Annotated in this window: 3 protein-coding genes; all 3 read left to right on the top strand. The window is 75.5% G+C overall.

What is annotated here, in order from left to right:
• Positions 1–288: 288 nt before the first annotated feature.
• The 3 genes from FVE25_RS41480 to FVE25_RS55710 all read left to right on the top strand — a co-directional run bounded on the left by FVE25_RS41480 (position 289) and on the right by FVE25_RS55710 (position 17784).
• The gene (locus tag FVE25_RS41480) at positions 289–1551 is read left to right on the top strand and encodes a helix-turn-helix transcriptional regulator (protein WP_157252976.1); all 1263 of its coding nucleotides are present in this window, start codon (positions 289–291) and stop codon (positions 1549–1551) included.
• A gap of 91 nt (positions 1552–1642) precedes the next feature.
• A complete protein-coding gene (locus tag FVE25_RS41475; protein WP_157252975.1) occupies positions 1643–9274 on the top strand; it encodes a type I polyketide synthase in 7632 nt (2543 codons plus the stop codon).
• Between the two features lie 26 nt (positions 9275–9300).
• Positions 9301–17784 carry a type I polyketide synthase gene (locus tag FVE25_RS55710; protein WP_157252974.1) on the top strand — a complete coding sequence of 2828 codons (8484 nt, stop codon included), beginning with the start codon at positions 9301–9303 and terminating at the stop codon, positions 17782–17784.
• The last annotated feature ends 17 nt before the right edge of the window (positions 17785–17801 follow it).

The raw sequence follows: 17801 nt of genomic DNA, 5'->3' as shown, positions 1-17801 counted from the left end.
GACGGCCGAGCCCGAGTACGAGTGTCGATCTTGGCGGCGGCCGGGTCCAGCGCGACGACCGCCGCCGCACGTTCTGGCGAGGGTGTTGCACTTATGGCTGTCATGGATTCACGCGGCATCGCCGCCCGGCATTTGCCGCGCCATTCCATCCGCGATTCCGGCGCCCCGGCGAAACTGCTTCGCCGCATTTTCGACGAGGTGTGCCTGGACGAAAAGACTTCGGCCCGCGTCACCCATGTGATCGATGAATGGTTCGACCGCCGGCGGGCCGCGGTCAATTCACGCTCCGTGACGATACTGCTGTGGCGCGGGCGCGTCGACGCGGCCGTGTCCGCGATGGCCGAAGGCTCCCGGCGGCCCTCGAGCGCCTGGCTCGCCTTCTGGTATCCCGACCTCGGCGCCCGCCCGGCCGGGCCGGTCGAGGTGGTCACCGGCCGGGAGGGGCTGCGCGTGCTCACCGCGTTCCTGGGCGAGCACGACGAGCACGCCGCCACCGAGCGCGCCGAGCAGGTGCTGCGCCGCTGCCCCATGGGCGAGGGCGCGCTGGCCTCGCTCAGCTCCGCGCTCACCACGCTCGTCTACGCCGGCCGCGCCGACCTGGCCGCACGCTGGTGCGTGCCGCTGCTGGAACAGACCACCGCCCACTGCGACCCCGCCTGGCTGGGCATGTTCGCCGCCATCCAGGCCGAGATCCACCTCCGGCGCGGCGCCCCGGAAGAGGCCGAGACCTGCGCCAGAGCCGCGCTCAGCCACCTGCCGATGCGCGAATGGGGAGTGGCGCTCGCGCTCCCGCTGGCCGGCATGGTGGCCGCCAAGCTCGCCCTGGGCAAACCCGAGGAAGCCGCCCGCTACCTGGCCGTGCCGGTGCCGGAGGCGACCTTCCAGACGCCCGCCGGCCTGCACTACCGCGCCGCGCGCGGCGAGTACGCGCTGGCCACCGGTTCGCCGGAGGCCGCGCTGGCCGACTTCACCGCCTGCGGGGAGACCATGGCGCGCTGGGGCATGGACCTGCCCGGCATCGTCGCCTGGCGACTGGGCGCCGCCCGCGCTTGCCTCGAACTGGGCCGCGACGAGCGGGCCCGCGCCCTCGCCGGCGAGCACCTCGCCCTCCTGCCGCCCGGGCCCAGCCGGGCCAGAGGCGTCGCGCTCACGCTCCTGGCCTCGGCCACGTCGGTGTACGCCCGCCAGGGCCTGCTGGAGGAGGCGGTGGACGTCCTGCAGGCCGCGCACGAGCAGCAGGAACTCGCCCGCGCGCTGAAGGCGCTGGCGGCGCTGAGCTCCGAGCTCGGCCAGCACCACCGCGCCCGGCTGTTCGAACGCCGGGCGCAGACCATCGAACGGCCCGGTGAAGAGGCGGACAGCGACGCCTGCAGCCTCCTGACCGACGCCGAACGCCGGGTCGCCGCCCTGGCCGCCCAGGGATACACCAACCGCAGGATCTCGGAGAAGCTCTACCTCTCCGTGAGCACCGTCGAGCAGCACCTGACCCACGTCTATCGCAAGCTCGGTATTTCCCGGCGCCTCGACCTGCCCGCACACCTTCCCTGGTAATCGCCTTCAGGGGTCATTAGGGGTGTCCCCCCTATTGTGGACTGGCGATGCTTGATCCAGCTTTCTCGCCGGTCCACGATAGGGAGCGAAGATGGATCGCGGTAATTCGCCGAATGATTTCTCCCCGGCAGATTCGATCGCCATTATCGGGATATCCTGCCGGCTGCCCTCCGCGAATGACCCCGGCGCCCTGTGGGAGCTGCTGCGCGCGGGCCGCTCGGCCATCACCGCCCCGCCGCCGGGCCGCTGGGCGGGCGCCGAGCGGTACGGCGGCTTCCTGGCCGGCGTCGACGGCTTCGACCCCGAGTTCTTCGGCATCTCCCCGCGCGAGGCCGCCGCCATGGACCCCCAGCAGCGCCTGGTCCTCGAGCTGGCCTGGGAGGCGCTCGAGCACGCCAGAGTACGGCCCGGCGACCTGGCCGGCACGGCCACCGGCGTCTTCGTCGGGGCGATCGCCGCCGACTACGCCACCCTCACCGCGCAGGCCGGCGCCCTGAGCCGGCACACGATGCCCGGCCTCAACCGCGGCCTCATCGCCAACCGCGTCTCCTACGTCCTGGGCCTGCGCGGGCCCAGCCTCACCGTGGACACCGCCCAGTCCTCGTCCCTGGTGGCCGTGCACCTGGCGGCCGAGAGCCTGCGCCGCGGCGAGTCGGAACTGGCCCTGGCCGGAGGCGTCAACCTCAACCTCGCCGCCGGCGGCACCGTCCAGGCCGAGCGCTTCGGCGGGCTGTCACCCGACGGGCGCTGCTTCACCTTCGACGCCCGCGCCAACGGCTACGTGCGCGGGGAGGGCGGCGGGCTGGCCGTACTCAAACCACTGGAGCGCGCGGCCGCCGACGGCGACAGGATCCTCGCGGTCATCCTCGGCAGCGCGGTCAACCACGACGGGCGCACCGACGGGCTCACCGTGCCCAGCGCGGCGGCGCAGGCCGAGGTCATCACCCTGGCCACGCGCCGGGCCGGGGTGACGCCCGACGCGGTGCAGTACGTCGAACTGCACGGCACCGGCACCAAGGTCGGCGACCCGATCGAGGCCGAAGCCCTGGGACGGGCCCTCGGCACCGGGCGCGAGCCGGGGGAGCCGCTGGCCGTCGGCTCCGCCAAGACGAACCTCGGCCACCTCGAAGGCGCCGCGGGGATCGCCGGGCTGCTCAAGGCCGTCCTGAGCATCGCGCACCGGGAACTGCCGCCCAGCCTCAACTACGACACCCCCAATCCGGACATCCCCTTCGACCGGCTCAAGCTGCGGGTCCAGGCCGCACTCGGCCCCTGGCCCCGGCCCGGCAGCCCGCTGGTCGCCGGAGTCAGCTCGTTCGGCATGGGCGGGGCCAACTGCCACGTCGTCCTGGCCGAACCGCCCCCGGCGCGGGAACGGTCCGGCGGCCTCGCTGAGGAGAACGGGGACGTCCACGCCTGGGTCCTGTCGGCCCAGGCTCCCGCGGCGCTGCGCGCGCAGGCGGCCCGCCTGTCGGAAGCCCTGGAGGGCGGCGACCCGGCCCCGGCGGACGTCGCGCTCTCCCTGGCCACGACCAGGACGTCGTTCCAGCACCGGGCGGTGATCGTCGGCGACGGCCAGGAAGCCCGCGCCGCCCTGCACGCCCTCGCCCGGGGCGAGCAGGCCGCCGGCCTCGTCCAGGGCAGCGCGGGCCCGGCCCGCCACATTCCATCCCGCCCCTCCACCCCGGATACGGCCGACCGCCCCGCCACCCTCCAGGCCGACCGCCCCGCCACCCTGCAGGCCGGCAACGCCTCCACCGTCCAGGGCGCCGGCGCCGCCTCTGTGAAGGGCGGCGACGGCATCGTCTTCGTCTTCCCCGGGCAGGGCGGCCAATGGCCCGGCATGGCCGCCGGGCTGCTGCGCGAGTCGCCGGTGTTCGCCGAGCACCTGGAAGCCTGTGCCGAAGCCCTGGCACCGCACCTGGACTGGTCGCTGCTCGATCTCCTCACCGGCCGCAGCGGCTCGCCGCCCCTCGGCCGCGTGGACGTGGTCCAGCCGGCGCTCTTCGCCGTCATGGTCTCGCTGGCCCGGCTGTGGGAGTCGGCCGGCGTGCGCCCCGACGCCGTCATCGGCCACTCCCAGGGCGAGATCGCCGCCGCGCACGTGGCCGGCGCGCTCACGCTGGAGGACGCCGCCACCATCGTGGCCCTGCGCAGCCGCGCCGTCGCCACGATCAGCGGCGGCGCCATGGCCGCCATCGCCGCCCCGGCCCGGGAGGTGCGCGCCCGGCTGGACCCCCACGCCCTGTCCGTGGCCGCCGTCAACGGCCCCGCCGCCACCGTCGTCTCCGGTGACCCCGGGGCGCTCGCCGCGCTGCTGGACGCCTACCGCGCAGAAGGGGTCCGGGTACGCGAGATCCCGGTGGACTACGCCTCCCACTCGCCCCAGGTCGAACCCCTCCGGCAGCGCATCCTGCACACCCTGTCCGGCCTGCGGCCCCGGGCGGCCTCCACCGCCTTCTACTCCACCGTCACCGGCGCCCTCCTCGGCACCACCGGGCTCACCGCCGAGTACTGGTACCGCAACCTGCGCCAGACCGTCGAGTTCGAGCGTGCCGTCGCCGCCGCCGCAGCCGACGGGCACCGCGTGTTCGTCGAGAGCAGCCCGCACCCCCTCCTCGTCGAGGGCATCCGGGCCGGCGCCCCCGGGACGCTGGCCGCCGGAACGCTCCGCCGGGACCAGGGCGGGATCCGGCGCTTCCTCGCCTCGCTGGCCGCCGTGCACGTGCACGGCACCGCCGTACACTGGCCCGCCCTCATCGGGCCGGGCGCCAAGGTCGTGGACCTGCCGCCGTACGCGTTCCAGCGCAGGCGATTCTGGCTGGACGAGATCGAGCCTCCCGCCCCCGCAGCCCGCACGGCCGCCCCTGCATCCGGTACGGCGCGGCCGTCCCAGCCGCAGCCGCGCGGGGAGACGGCCGGGCACGACCCGCTGGACCTGGTCAAGGCCGCTCTCGCGATCGTCCTCGGCTACCCGGGCGGCGAGGCCGTGGACGAGAGCCGCACCTTCGGCGACCTGGGCCTGGACTCGGCCGGGGCGGTGGAGTTCCGCGACCGCCTGAGCACCGCGGCGGGACGGACGCTGCCGGCCTCCCTGGTCTACGACCACCCCACGCCCGAGGCCGTGGCGGCGTTCCTCACCGGCGCCTCGGCGGACCGGGCGGAGCCCGTGCCCGCGGCCGCGGGCACGGGTGAGCCCGTCGCCGTCGTGGCCATGAGCGGACGCTGGCCCGGCGGCGCCGAGTCGCCGGACGAGCTGTGGTCCCTTCTGCTGTCCGGCCGGGACGCCATCGGCGCCTTCCCCGGCAACCGCGGCTGGGACCTCGAACGCCTGCGGGCCAAGACCGGGCCGGGCGGCTCCGTCACGGACGAGGGCGGATTCCTCTACGACGCCGATCGCTTCGACGCCGGCTTCTTCGGCCTCGGCCCGCGGGAGGCCGCCGCCATGGATCCGCAGCAGCGGCTGCTGCTGGAATCGGTCTGGGAACTGTACGAACGCGCCGGGATCAACCCGGCGGGCCTGCGCGGCAGCCGTACCGGCACCTTCGTCGGCGTGATGCCGCAGGAGTACGGCCCGCGCCTGCACGAGGCGCCCGCCGAGTACGAGGGCCACGTCCTGACCGGCAGCCTGGCCAGCGTCGCGTCCGGCCGCCTGGCCTACACGCTGGGCCTCGAGGGACCGGCCATCACCGTGGACACGGCCTGCTCCTCTTCGCTGGTCGCGCTACACCTGGCCGTCCAGTCGCTGCGTCAGGGGGAATGCGACCAGGCCGTGGCGGGCGGGGCCACGGTGATGGCGACGCCCGGGATGTTCACCGAGTTCAGCCGCCAGGGCGGGCTGGCGCCCGACGGCAGATGCAAGCCCTTCTCCGCCGGAGCGGACGGCACCGCCTGGTCGGAGGCGGTGGGCCTGGTGCTTCTCATGCCGTTGTCGGCCGCCAGGCGTGAGGGACGTCCCGTGCTGGCCGTCATCCGCGGCAGCGCCGTCAACCAGGACGGCGCCTCCAACGGGCTGACCGCGCCGAACGGCCCCTCCCAGGAACGCGTCATCAGGCGGGCCCTGGACAACGCCGGCCTGTCGCACGCCGACGTGGACGCGGTGGAGGCCCACGGAACCGGCACCACGCTGGGCGACCCGATCGAGGCCGGGGCCCTGCTGGCGACCTATGGCCGCGATCGCGACCAGCCGGTGCTCGTCGGCTCGACGAAGTCACACCTGGGCCACACCCAGGCCGCCGCCGGGATCACCGGTGTCATCGCCATGATCCACGCCCTGCGCGAGGGACGGCTGCCGGCCACCCTCCACCTGGACCGGCCCTCACCCCACGTGGACTGGACGGCGGGAGCCGTACGCCTGCTCACGGAGCCGGCCACGTGGCCGCGCACCGGCCGCCCGCGCCGGGCCGCCGTCTCCTCGTTCGGCATCAGCGGCACCAACGCCCACGTCATCCTGGAGCAGGCGCCACGCGACGCCGAGCCGGAGCCGCAGGCGTCCCCGGGCTCCGAGCCGGCGGCCGGGACGATCGCCTGGGTGGTGTCCGGCGCCGACGCGCGGGCCCTGCGGGAGCAGGCCGCCCGCCTGCGCCCCCGGGCCGCCGAGCCCGAGGTGCCGGTCGGCGACGTCGCCCACACCCTGGCCACGGCCCGCGCCTCCCTGGTACACCGCGCCGTCGTCCTGGGCGGCGAGCGATCCGCCCTCCTGGCCGGTCTGGACACGCTGGCCGGGCAGGCCATGACCGAGCGGCCTGCCGTGGCCGGCGGGCCGGACACCGCCGGGGCCCCCGTCGTGATCAGCGGCAGGGCGGGGCGGCCGGGGCGGCTGGCCGTCATGTTCACCGGTCAGGGCAGCCAGCGCCTCGGCATGGGCCGTGAACTGGCCGGGCGCTTCCCGGTCTTCGCCGACACCCTCGCCGCCGTGGCCGAGCACCTGGACCCGCACCTCGGCCGCCCCATCCGCGAGGTCATGACCACGGGCCCGGCCGCCCTGCTGGACGGCACCGCCTACACCCAGCCCGCGATCTTCGCCCACGAGGTCGCGCTCTTCCGCCTGGCCGAGTCGTTCGGGCTGCGTCCCAGCCACCTGATCGGCCACTCGATCGGCGAGCTGACCGCCGCCCACCTGGCCGGAGTGCTGTCCCTGGCCGACGCCTGCACGCTGGTCGCCGCGCGCGGACGGCTCATGCAGGCGGTGACCGCGCACGGCGCGATGCTGGCCCTGGACGCCGCCGAGACCGAGGCCAGGGAGCTCATCGCCGCCCACCCGGCCGACGTGGACATCGCCGCCGTGAACGGCCCGCGCTCGGTGGTGCTGTCCGGCGCGGAACCGGTCCTGGCCGTCCTCGCCGACCGGTGGCGCGCCTCCGGCGGACGCGCCAGGCGGCTCGCCGTGAGCCACGCCTTCCACTCCCCGCACATGGACGCGGTGCTGGACGACTTCCACCGGGTCGCCGCCGGGCTGACGTTCTCCGAACCCCGCATCCCCGTCGTCTCCAACGTGACCGGCCGCCTGGCGACGGCGGCCGAGCTGACGGATCCGTCCTACTGGAGCGCGCACATCCGCAGGCCGGTCAGGTTCCTGGACGGCATCACGACGCTGCGCGCCCTGGGCGTCGGCGACTACCTGGAGCTCGGCCCGAGCGCGGTGCTGAGCGCCATGACCCTCGACTGCCTCGGCGACGACCCGCCGCGCACGGTGGCCGCCTCCGCCGAGCGGGACCGCCCGGAGCCGGAGGCGTTCCTGGCCGCCCTCGCGCACCTGTACGTCAACGGCCAGGACGTCACCTGGAGCGCCGCGGCCGAAGGCCGCCTGACCGGCCTGCCCACCTACGCCTTCCAGCGCGAACGCCACTGGCTGAACGGCCCCCGCGCCCAGGAGGCCGACACCTGGACCCACCGGATCGCCTGGCGCCCCGTCCACGGCGACGCCCCGGCCCCGCTGACCGGCACCTGGCTGCTCGCCCTGCCCGAGGAGGGCGCCTGGGCCGATCCCGCCGAGCGCGCCCTGCGCGAGCGCGGCGCCGACGTGGTGCGGATCACGGTACGGCAGGCCACCGGCGAGCACCTGGCGGCGGCCAGCGGTGTCACCGGCGTGCTGTCCCTCCTGGCGGAAGGCCCGGGCCGGACCGGCTACCACGCCAACGTCGCCCTCACCCGGGCCCTGGACGACGCGGGCCTGGCCGTACCCCTGTGGTGTGTGACCAGGGAGGCGGTGTCCGTCGGCGCGGGGGACCGTGCTCCCGACCCGGAACAGGCGCTGACCTGGGGCTTCGGAGCCGTGGCAGCCGTGGAGAACCCCGCAGGATGGGGCGGGCTCGTCGACGTGCCGGCCGGTCCGGACGAGCGGCACTGGCGGCAGGTGGCCGCCGCTCTCGGCGGCGGCGAGCGGGAGATCGCGGCACGTGAGGACGGATCGCACGCCCGGCGGCTGATCAGGGCCGAACCGCCCGCGCGCGGCCATCGGTGGGCGGGCGAGGGCACCGTACTGGTCACCGGCGGCACCGGAGCGCTGGGCGGGCACGTGGCGGTGTGGCTGGCCGAGCGTGGCGCCAGGCATCTGCTGCTGGTGAGCAGGAGCGGCGAGGCCGCGCCGGGCGCCGGGGCGCTGCGGGCCAGGCTTTCCGCGGCGGGCGCGAAGGTGACGTTCGCCGCCGCCGACGCCGGCGACCGGGACGCCCTGGCCGAGGTGATCGGCTCGGTGCCGGAGGAGTACCCGCTGACCGCCGTCGTCCACGCGGCGGCCGCGCTCGACGACGGCCTCATCGGCACGCTCACCCCCGAACGCCTCGACCGGGCGCTGCGCGCCAAGGCCGACGGCGCCCGGCACCTGCACGAGCTGACGAAAGATCATGACCTGACCGCGTTCGTGCTCTTCTCCTCGCTGGCCGGGCTGTGCGGCGTCGCCGGGCAGGCCAACTACGCTCCCGGCAACGCCTATCTGGACGCGCTCGCCGTGCACCGGCGGGCCCTGGGGCTGCCCGCCACGGCCGTGGCCTGGGGCACCTGGGCAGGAGACGGGCTGATGAACGCGGCCGCGGAACGCGCGCTGGCCGCGCAGGGCCTGCGCCCGATGGCGCCCGATCGGGCCGTCGCGGCTCTGGGCAGGGCGTTGGAACGCGGCGAGCCGTACCTCGTCATCGCCGACGCCGACTGGGCGGCCATGGCGGCGGCGCGCGTGCAGCCGCTGCTGCGTGAGCTCGTCCCGGCCGCGGCACCCGCGGACGCCGCGCCGCACGACGGCCTCGCGAGCATGACGGACGGTGCGCGGCGCCGGGCCCTTCTGCACCTCGTCCGCGCGAGCGTCGCGGCGGTCCTGGGCCGCCGCGCACCCGAGGAGGTCGAGCCGGAGCGGTCCTTCAAGGACCAGGGGTTCGACTCGCTGTCCGCCGTGCAGCTCCGCAACCGGCTCGGCACGGCGACCGGGCTGCGGCTGCCGCCCTCGGTCGTGTTCGACCACCCCACGCCCGCCGCGCTCGCCGAGGACCTCCACCTGCGGCTGACTCCGGAGCCGGAGGCGGTGACCATCGAGGCGGTCCTGGCCGGGATCGAGGCGCTGGAGTCGCTGCTGGCCGGGGTGGAGGCGACGGGCGCGGAACGCGACGCGGCCGCCACGCGGCTGGCCCGCCTGGCCAGAACCTGGGAGCCGGAGGCCACGGAGGCCGCCCCCGCGCTCGCGGACGACGACGCGCTGCTCGCCTTCGTCAACAAGACCCTTGGCACTTCCTGAACGAGAACGTTGCGAAAGAGAAGACGATGAGCGAGGACCAGATCAGGCAGCTGCTGCTGCGGGTCACCAATGAACTGCAGGACACACGCCGGCAACTCCAGCGCGTGCGTGACGACAAGACCGAGCCGATCGCCATCGTCGCGATGGCCTGCCGCTTCCCGGGCGGGGTGCGTTCGCCGGAGGACCTCTGGCGGCTCGTCGCGGACGAGCGCGACGCCGTCACCGCCTTCCCCGGCGACCGCGGCTGGGACGTGGACGGGCTCTACCACCCCGACCCCGGCCACCCCGGCACCTCCTACACCCGGCACGGCGGCTTCCTGGACGGCGTGGCCGACTTCGACGCAGACTTCTTCGGCATCTCCCGGCGCGAGGCGCTGGCCACCGACCCGCAGCATCGGCTGTTGCTGGAGACGGCGTGGGAGGCATTCGAACGGGCCGGGATCGACGTCACCACGCTGAAGGGCAGCAAGACCGGCGTCTTCGCCGGGATGAACGGCCAGGACTACGCCTCCAGGCTCGGCGAGGTGCCGCCGGCCGTGGACGGGTTCCTGATCGTGGGCAACGCGGCCAGCGTCGCCTCGGGGCGGGTCGCCTACACCTTCGGGTTCGAGGGGCCGGCGGTGACGGTGGACACGGCGTGCTCGTCGTCGCTGGTGGCCTTGCATCTGGCGGTGCAGTCGCTGCGCTCGGGGGAGTGCGACCTGGCGCTGGCCGGCGGCGTGTCGGTGATGGCGACGCCGTTCGGGTTCGTGGAGTTCTCCCGCCAGCGCGGGCTCGCGCCCGACGGCAGGATCAAGGCGTTCGCCGCGGCGGCCGACGGCACCGGCTGGGCGGAAGGGGCCGGGTTCCTGCTGGTGGAACGCCTGTCGGAGGCGATCAGGCACGGGCATCCGGTGCTCGCGGTCGTCCGGGGCTCGGCGGTCAATCAGGACGGCGCCTCCAACGGGCTCACCGCGCCCAACGGCCCCGCCCAGCAGCGGGTGATCCGCCAGGCGCTGGCCGGCGCCGGGCTGTCGGCCGCCGAAGTCGACCTCGTCGAGGCCCACGGCACGGGAACCACGCTGGGCGACCCGATCGAGGCGCACGCCCTGTTGGCCACCTACGGCCAGGGGCGCTCCCCGGGACGGCCGCTCTGGCTGGGCTCGGTGAAGTCCAACATCGGCCACACCCAGGCCGCCGCGGGCGTCGCCGGAGTGATCAAGGTGGTGGAGGCGGTACGGCACGGCGTCCTGCCCAAGACCCTGCACGTGGACGAGCCCACGGCACACGTGGACTGGTCGGCGGGCGAGGTCGGCGTCCTCACCGAATCCAGGCCGTGGCCCGACGGCACACGGCGGGCGGGGGTCTCGTCGTTCGGCATCAGCGGCACCAACGCCCACGTCATCATCGAGCAGGCGCCCGCGGCCGAGCTCACCGGGCAGGCCGGGATCGCGGGCGGGCCCGGCGGGCAGGCCGGGACGGCGGGTGAGCTCGACAGGCGGGCCGGGATCGTGGGCGGGCTCGGCGGGCGGGCCGGGGTTGCGGGTGGGCTTGGGCGGGCGGTGCCGTGGGTGTTGTCCGGGCAGAGTGAGGCGGGTCTGCGGGCGCAGGCCGCGCGGCTGGCGGCCTTCGTGGAGCGGCAGCCGGAGCTCGACCCGGCCGCGGTCGGCTTCACCCTGGCCACCGGCCGGGCGAGGCTGGCCGAGCGCGCGGTCGTCATCGCCGACGGGACGGACGACCTGCTGGCCGGGCTCCGGTCCCTGGCCGCCGGGACGGGCTCGGCAGCGGTCGAAGGACGAGCCGGTGGGAGCCTGGCGTTCCTGTTCACCGGGCAGGGAAGCCAGCGCGCCGGCATGGGACGTGAGCTGTACGGGCGGTTCCCGGTCTTCGCGGCGGCGTTCGACGCCGTGGCCGCCGAACTCGACGCCCACCTTCCCGGCCCGCCGGTGCGGGAGGTGGTCTTCGGCGGGCTCGGGCTGCTCGACCAGACCGTCTACACCCAATCGGGGCTGTTCGCCCTGCAGGTGGCGTTGTTCCGGCTGTTCGAGTCGTGGGGGGTGCGCCCCGACTTCGTGGCCGGGCACTCCATCGGCGAACTGGCCGCCGCGCACGTGGCCGGCGTCTGGTCGACGGCCGACGCCGCGGCGGTCGTGGCGGCCCGCGGCCGGCTCATGCAGGAACTGCCGCCGGGCGGGGCGATGGTGGCGATCGAGGCGGCCGAACGTGAGCTCGAACTGCCGCCGGGCGTCTCGCTCGCCGCGGTCAACGGGCCCTCGTCCGTCGTGGTCTCGGGAGAGGAGGAGCCGGTCGCCGCCCTGGCCGCGGACTTCGCGGCACGCGGGCGGCGCACCCGGCGGCTGACGGTCAGCCACGCCTTCCACTCGGCCCGCATGGAACCGATGGCGGACGCCTACCGCCAGGTCCTGACCGGCGTCGAAACCGCCCCGCCGCGCATCCCGCTCGTCTCGACGCTCACCGGCAGGCCGGTGGACCCGGACGAGCTGGCCGATCCGGGCTACTGGGTCAGGCAGGTCCGCGAGCCCGTGCGCTTCGCCGACGCCGTGGGCACGCTCGAGCGCGAGGGCGTCACCACCTACCTCGAACTCGGGCCCGACGGCGTGCTCACCGCGCTGGCCCGCGAGTCGATCATCGCCGAGGGCGCGGTCCTGGCGCCCGCCCTGCGCAAGGACCGCCCCGAGGACACGAGCGTGACCACGGCGCTCGCCCACGCGCACGTCCACGGCGCCGCGATCGACTGGGCGGCGATCTTCCCCGGCGCCGTCAAGGTCGGCCTGCCCACCTACGCCTTCCAGCGCAGCCGCTACTGGCTGGACGCCACGCCCGCCACGCTGAACCCGGCCGACCTGGGCCTCGACGCGCCCGGCCATCCGCTGCTCGGCGGGCTGCTCGAGCACACGGAGACGGACGCCGTCCAGCTGACCGGCAGCCTGTCACCGCGCTCCCACCCGTGGCTGGCCGACCACGTGATCGCCGGGCGGATCCTGGTGCCGGGCACCGCCTTCGTCGAACTCGCCCTCCGCGCGGGCGGCGAGACAGGCGCGCCCGTGCTGGACGAACTGGTCATCGAGACCCCGCTGGCACTCGAGCCCACCGGCGCCGCGCACGTGCGGGTGACCGTGGGCCCGGCGGACGAGTCGGGGGCCCGCGCCCTCACGGTGCACTCGCGCCCGGCCGAAGGAGCGGCCTCCTGGGTACGGCACGCCACCGGCCGCCTCGTGCCAGAGGCCGAGCCGGGCCGCCCCACGACGGAGACCGGGCAGAGCGAGCCGGGCCGCCTCACGACGTGGCCGCCACCGGCCGCCGCGTCTCTGGACGTCGCCGGCCTCTACGACGCCCTGGCCGCCTCCGGCCTCCACTACGGCCCCGCCTTCCAGGGGGTCACCGCCGGCTGGCGTGAAGGCGAGTCGCTGCTGGCCGAGGTGGCCCTGGCCGAGCACGACCGGCCCGAGTCCGCGCACTTCGGCCTGCATCCCGCCCTGCTCGACGCCGCCTTGCACCTCACGGCCCACGATCGGCTGTCCGAGCCGGGGCAGCGCCTGCCGTTCGCCTGGCGCGAGGTCCGCCTGCACGCCGCCGGGGTTTCCGCGGCCCGGGTACGGCTGACGCCCACGGGCCGGGACGAGTGGCGGGCCGAGGTGTCCGACACGGCCGGGGCACCGGTGCTGACCGTCGGCGCCCTGCGCCTGCGCCTGTCCGAGACCGCCCCGGAGGGCTTGTTCCAGGTCGCCTGGCGGGAGGCCCACACCACCACCGATCCGGACGAAGTCATCCATCGCGTGCAGGACGAACTCACCGTCATCTCCGTCACCCAGCCGGACGAGGCCGTCCACCGCGCGCAGGGCGGGCACACCCAGCCTGATGAGGCCGTCCATCGCACGCTGGGTGGGCACATCCAGCCGGACGAGGCCGTCCACCGCGTGCTCGGCGAACTGACCGCCGGGCTCGAAGGCGGCACCCGCCTCGTGGTCCACACCCGCGGGGCCGTGGCCGTCACGCCGGAGGACGACGTGGACCCGCGATCAGCCGCCGTCTGGGGCCTGGTCCGCTCGGCGCAGTCCGAGCACCCCGGCCGCATCGTCCTGATCGACGGCGACCTCGGCGGGCACGACCTGCGCGCCCTGGCCGGCGGCGAACCCCAGCTCGCGCTCCGCGGCGGCCGGACCCTGACGCCCCGCCTGACCCCGGCGCGGACCCCGGCTCCCGCTCGCCCGCTGAACCCCGAGGGCACGATCCTCATCACCGGCGGCACCGGCGCCCTGGGCGGGCTCCTGGCCCGCCACCTGCTCACCGTCCACGACGCCCGCCGGCTCATCCTCCTGAGCCGCCGCGGCCAGGACGCCCCGGGCGCCGCGAGCCTGCGGCAGGAGTACGGCGAGCGCGTCGACATCCGCGCCGGAGACGTGGCGGACCGCGCCTTCCTCGAGGACCTGATCGCCACCGTCCCCGCGGAACACCCCCTGACCGCCGTCATCCACACGGCCGGCGTCACGGACGACGGCGTGCTCGGCTCGCTCACCGCCGACCGGCTGAACGCGGTCCTGCGCCCCAAGGCGGAAGGCGCCTGGCACCTCCACGACCTCACCAAAGACCTGGATCTGTCATGGTTCGTCCTGTTCTCCTCGATCGCCGGCACCGTGGGCAACGCGGGCCAGGCCGGATACAGCGCCGCCAACGCCTTCCTCGACGGCCTGGCCGAACACCGGCGTCGCGCGGGACTCCCGGCCCTGTCGCTGGCCTGGGGCCTGTGGGAGGGCGCCAGCGACCTCACCGCCCACCTCGGCCAGGCCGGCCGGGCGCGCCTGGCCCGCCTCGGCATCAAGCCGCTGCCCGAGGAGACCGGCCTGCGCCTCTTCGACGCCGCCCTGCGCGCGGACGCGGCGGTGGTGGTGCCCGCCCTTCTCGACGCGCCGGCCGTACCGGAGGTCTCGCCGCTCCTGCGGGAGCTGATCCGCACCCCACGCCGGGCCGTACGGCAGGCCGTCCCCGAGCAGGCGCCGGCGGCACTTGACGGCGAGCAGCTGCTCGCTCTGGTGAGAAGGGAGGCCGCCGTGGTCCTCGGCACCGTGGCCGGGCAGATCCCGCAGCGGCGGGCCTTCACCGACCTGGGACTCGACTCCCTGACCGCGCTCGAATTGCGCAACCGCCTCGACCGGGCCACCGGCCTGCGGCTGCCGGCCACGCTGACCTTCGACCACCCCACGCCGCAGGCGGTGGCCGAGCGCCTGCTGGCGGAACTGCACCCGCAGGAGGCCGAGCGGGACACTCCCGCCACGGCCGAGCCCCCGGACGACGACGCGATCGCCATCGTCGGCATGTCCTGCCGCCTGCCCGGCGGCGTGCGCACGCCCGGCGACCTGTGGCGCCTGGTGAGCGACGGCGTGGACGCGGTCACCGAGTTCCCCGGCGACCGGGGATGGGACGTCGAGTCGCTCTACGACCCCGACCCCGACCACAAGGGCACCTCCTACACCCGGCACGGCGGCTTCCTGCACGAGGCGGCCGGGTTCGACGCCGAGTTCTTCGGCATCGCGCCGCGCGAGGCGCTGGCCACCGACCCGCAGCAGCGGCTGCTGCTGGAGGCGACCTGGGAGGCGTTCGAGCACGCCGGCATCGACCCGGCCGAGTTGCGGGGCAGCAGGACCGGCGTGTTCGCGGGGGTGATGTACCACGACTACGCGCCACGGGCCGGCCAGGCCCCGGCCCCGCTGGAGGGGTACCTGGCCAACGGCAACGCGGGCAGCGTCGCCTCCGGGCGCATCGCCTACACCTTCGGCTTCGAGGGGCCGGCGGTGACGGTGGACACGGCGTGCTCGTCGTCGCTGGTGGCCCTGCACCTGGCCGTGCAGTCGCTGCGCACGGGCGAGTCCGACCTGGCCCTGGCCGGCGGCGTCGCGGTCATGGCCACGCCCTCCGTGTTCGTGGAGTTCTCCCGCCAGCGCGGGCTCGCGCCCGACGGGCGGTGCAAGGCGTACGCGGCTTCGGCCGACGGCACCGGGTGGGCGGAAGGGGTCGGCCTGCTGCTCGTCGAGCGCCTGGCCGACGCCCGGCGGCTCGGGCACCGGGTGCTGGCCGTGGTCCGCGGCACCGCCGTGAACCAGGACGGCGCCTCCAACGGCCTGACCGCGCCGAGTGGCCCCGCGCAGCAGCGGGTGATCCGCCAGGCGCTGGCCGTCGCCGGGCTCGCCCCTTCACAGGTGGACGCCGTCGAAGGCCACGGCACCGGCACCACGCTCGGCGACCCGATCGAGGCGCAGGCCATCCTCGCCACCTACGGCCAGGGGCGCGAGGAGGGGAGCCCGCTGTGGCTGGGTTCGCTGAAGTCCAACCTCGGGCACACGCAGGCCGCGGCCGGAGCGGCGGGCGTCATCAAGATGGTGCAGGCCATCCGGCACGGGCTGCTGCCCAGGACCCTGCACGTGGACGAGCCCTCCCCGCACGTGGACTGGTCGGCCGGGGCGGTGGAGCTGCTGACCGAGGCCCGGCCGTGGCCCGAGACGGGCGCTCCGCGCCGGGCCGCGGTGTCCTCCTTCGGGGTGAGCGGCACCAACGCCCACGTGATCATCGAACAGGCGCCCCGGGAGGAAGGGGCCGCGGGAGGCGAGCGCGGCCCCTGGGAAGGGGTGGAGGCCGCGGGCTCCGGGCACCGGGCAGAAGGGGACGAGGAAGCACCCCGGGCGGAACAGCGGGTTGTGCCGTGGCCGGTGAGTGCGCGATCGCCCGAGGCGCTGCGTGCTCAGGCCGGACGCCTGGCCGCCTTCCTCGCCGAGCACCCGGAGACGTCCCCCGGAGACGTGGGGCTCTCGCTGGCGACCACCCGTGCCGCGCACGAACACCGCGCCGTCCTGCTTCCCGGGGGAGACGCGCGGGCCCTGCGCGCCCTGGCCGCGGGAACCTCCTCCCCACGCGTGGTGCGCGGCGTCGCCGGCGTCGAAGGGAAGGTCGTGTTCGTCTTCCCCGGCCAGGGCTCGCAGTGGGCGGGCATGGCCGTGGACCTGCTGGAGTCCGCGCCCGTCTTCGCCGAGCGGCTCGCCGCCTGCGACCGGGCGCTGGAGCCGCACACCGGATGGTCGGTCCTCGACGTGCTGCGCGCGGCGCCGGGCGCACCCGATCCCGAGCGCGTGGACGTGGTGCAGCCGCTGTTGTGGGCGGTCATGGTCGCGCTGGCCGCGCTCTGGCAGTCGTACGGCGTGCGTCCCGACGCGGTGCTCGGCCACAGCCAGGGGGAGATCGCCGCCGCCTGCGTGGCCGGCATCCTGTCCCTGGAGGACGCCGCCCGGGTGGTGGCCCTGCGCAGCCGTGCCATCACCCGGCTGGCCGGGAGCGGCGCCATGGCCTCGATCGCGCTGCCCGTCGCGGAGGTGGAGGACGGCGCCGCCGTACGCGAAGGACGGGTGGCGATCGCGGCGGTCAACGGGCCCGCCCAGGTCGTGATCTCCGGGGACCCGGACGAGGTGGCGGAGCTCGTGGCCCGGCACAAGGCGGCAGGCGCACGGGCCCGGCTCATCCCCGTGGACTACGCCTCGCACTCGCCGCACGTCGAGCGGATCCGGGCGGACGTGCTCGGCGCGCTCGCGCCCGTCGCGCCGCGGGCCGGCGAGGTGCCGCTGTACTCGGCCGTGACCGCGGACTGGGCCGGCTCCATGGACGCCGCCTACTGGTACGCCAACCTGCGCGAGCGCGTGCGCTTCGAGGAGGCGCTGCGCGGGCTGGCCGAGCGGGGGCACGAGGTGTTCATCGAGGTCAGCCCGCATTCCGTGCTCACCTCCGGCATCCAGGAGACGCTCGGGAACGCGGTGGTCGCGGGCACCCTGCGCAGGGACGAGGGCGGGCTCGACCGCTTCCTCACCTCGCTGGCCGAGGTGCACGTCAGAGGCGTGCCGGTGGACTGGACGCCGAGCTTCCCCGGGGCCCGGCGCGTCGAACTGCCCACCTACGCCTTCCAGCACCGCCGTTACTGGCTCGACGCCGTGACATCCGTCCAGAGCGGTCCGGGGGAACCGCCGCCCGAGCCACCCGCCGCGGACCGCTCCCTGGCCGGGCTGTCGGGAGCGGAGCTCGACGCGGCGCTGATCGAGCTGGTCCGCGCGGAGACCGCCGTGGTCCTGGGGCACGACGAGCCGGACGCCGTCGACGCCGGCCGCGCCTTCCGCGAGCTCGGCCTGGACTCGCTCACCGCCGTCGACCTGCGCAACCGGCTCGGCGCCGCCACCGGCCTGACGCCGCCCGCCACGCTGATCTTCGACTACCCGACGCCCGCCGCCGTCGCCGGCTTCCTGCGCGACGAGCTGTCCACGCCGGCGGAGGCCGTGCGCTTCCCCTCCGCCGGCGCCTCGCTCGACTACCTGGAGGCCGCGCTGTCCTCAGGAGCCGGCGAACCCGGCCTGCTCGACCGCATGCGCCGCCTGCTCGACCAGTGGGGAACCCCCGCGCCGGACGACACCGCCGGCCTCGACCTCGACACCGCCACCGACGAGGAGCTCTTCCGGCTCCTCGACCACGACCCGCTGTGACGTCCAGGAGAGCTTTT

The sequence above is a fragment of the Nonomuraea typhae genome (assembly GCF_009760925.1).
GTDB lineage: Bacteria > Actinomycetota > Actinomycetes > Streptosporangiales > Streptosporangiaceae > Nonomuraea > Nonomuraea typhae.
Note: the sequence above shows the minus strand (reverse complement) of the source record. Positions and strands in the feature narration are given on the sequence as shown.

Coding starts and splice junctions, on each gene's coding strand:
- FVE25_RS55710 (WP_157252974.1), top strand. CDS start 9,301: ATGAGCGAGGACCAGATCAGGCAGCTGCTGCTGCGGGTCACCAATGAA.
- FVE25_RS41475 (WP_157252975.1), top strand. CDS start 1,643: ATGGATCGCGGTAATTCGCCGAATGATTTCTCCCCGGCAGATTCGATC.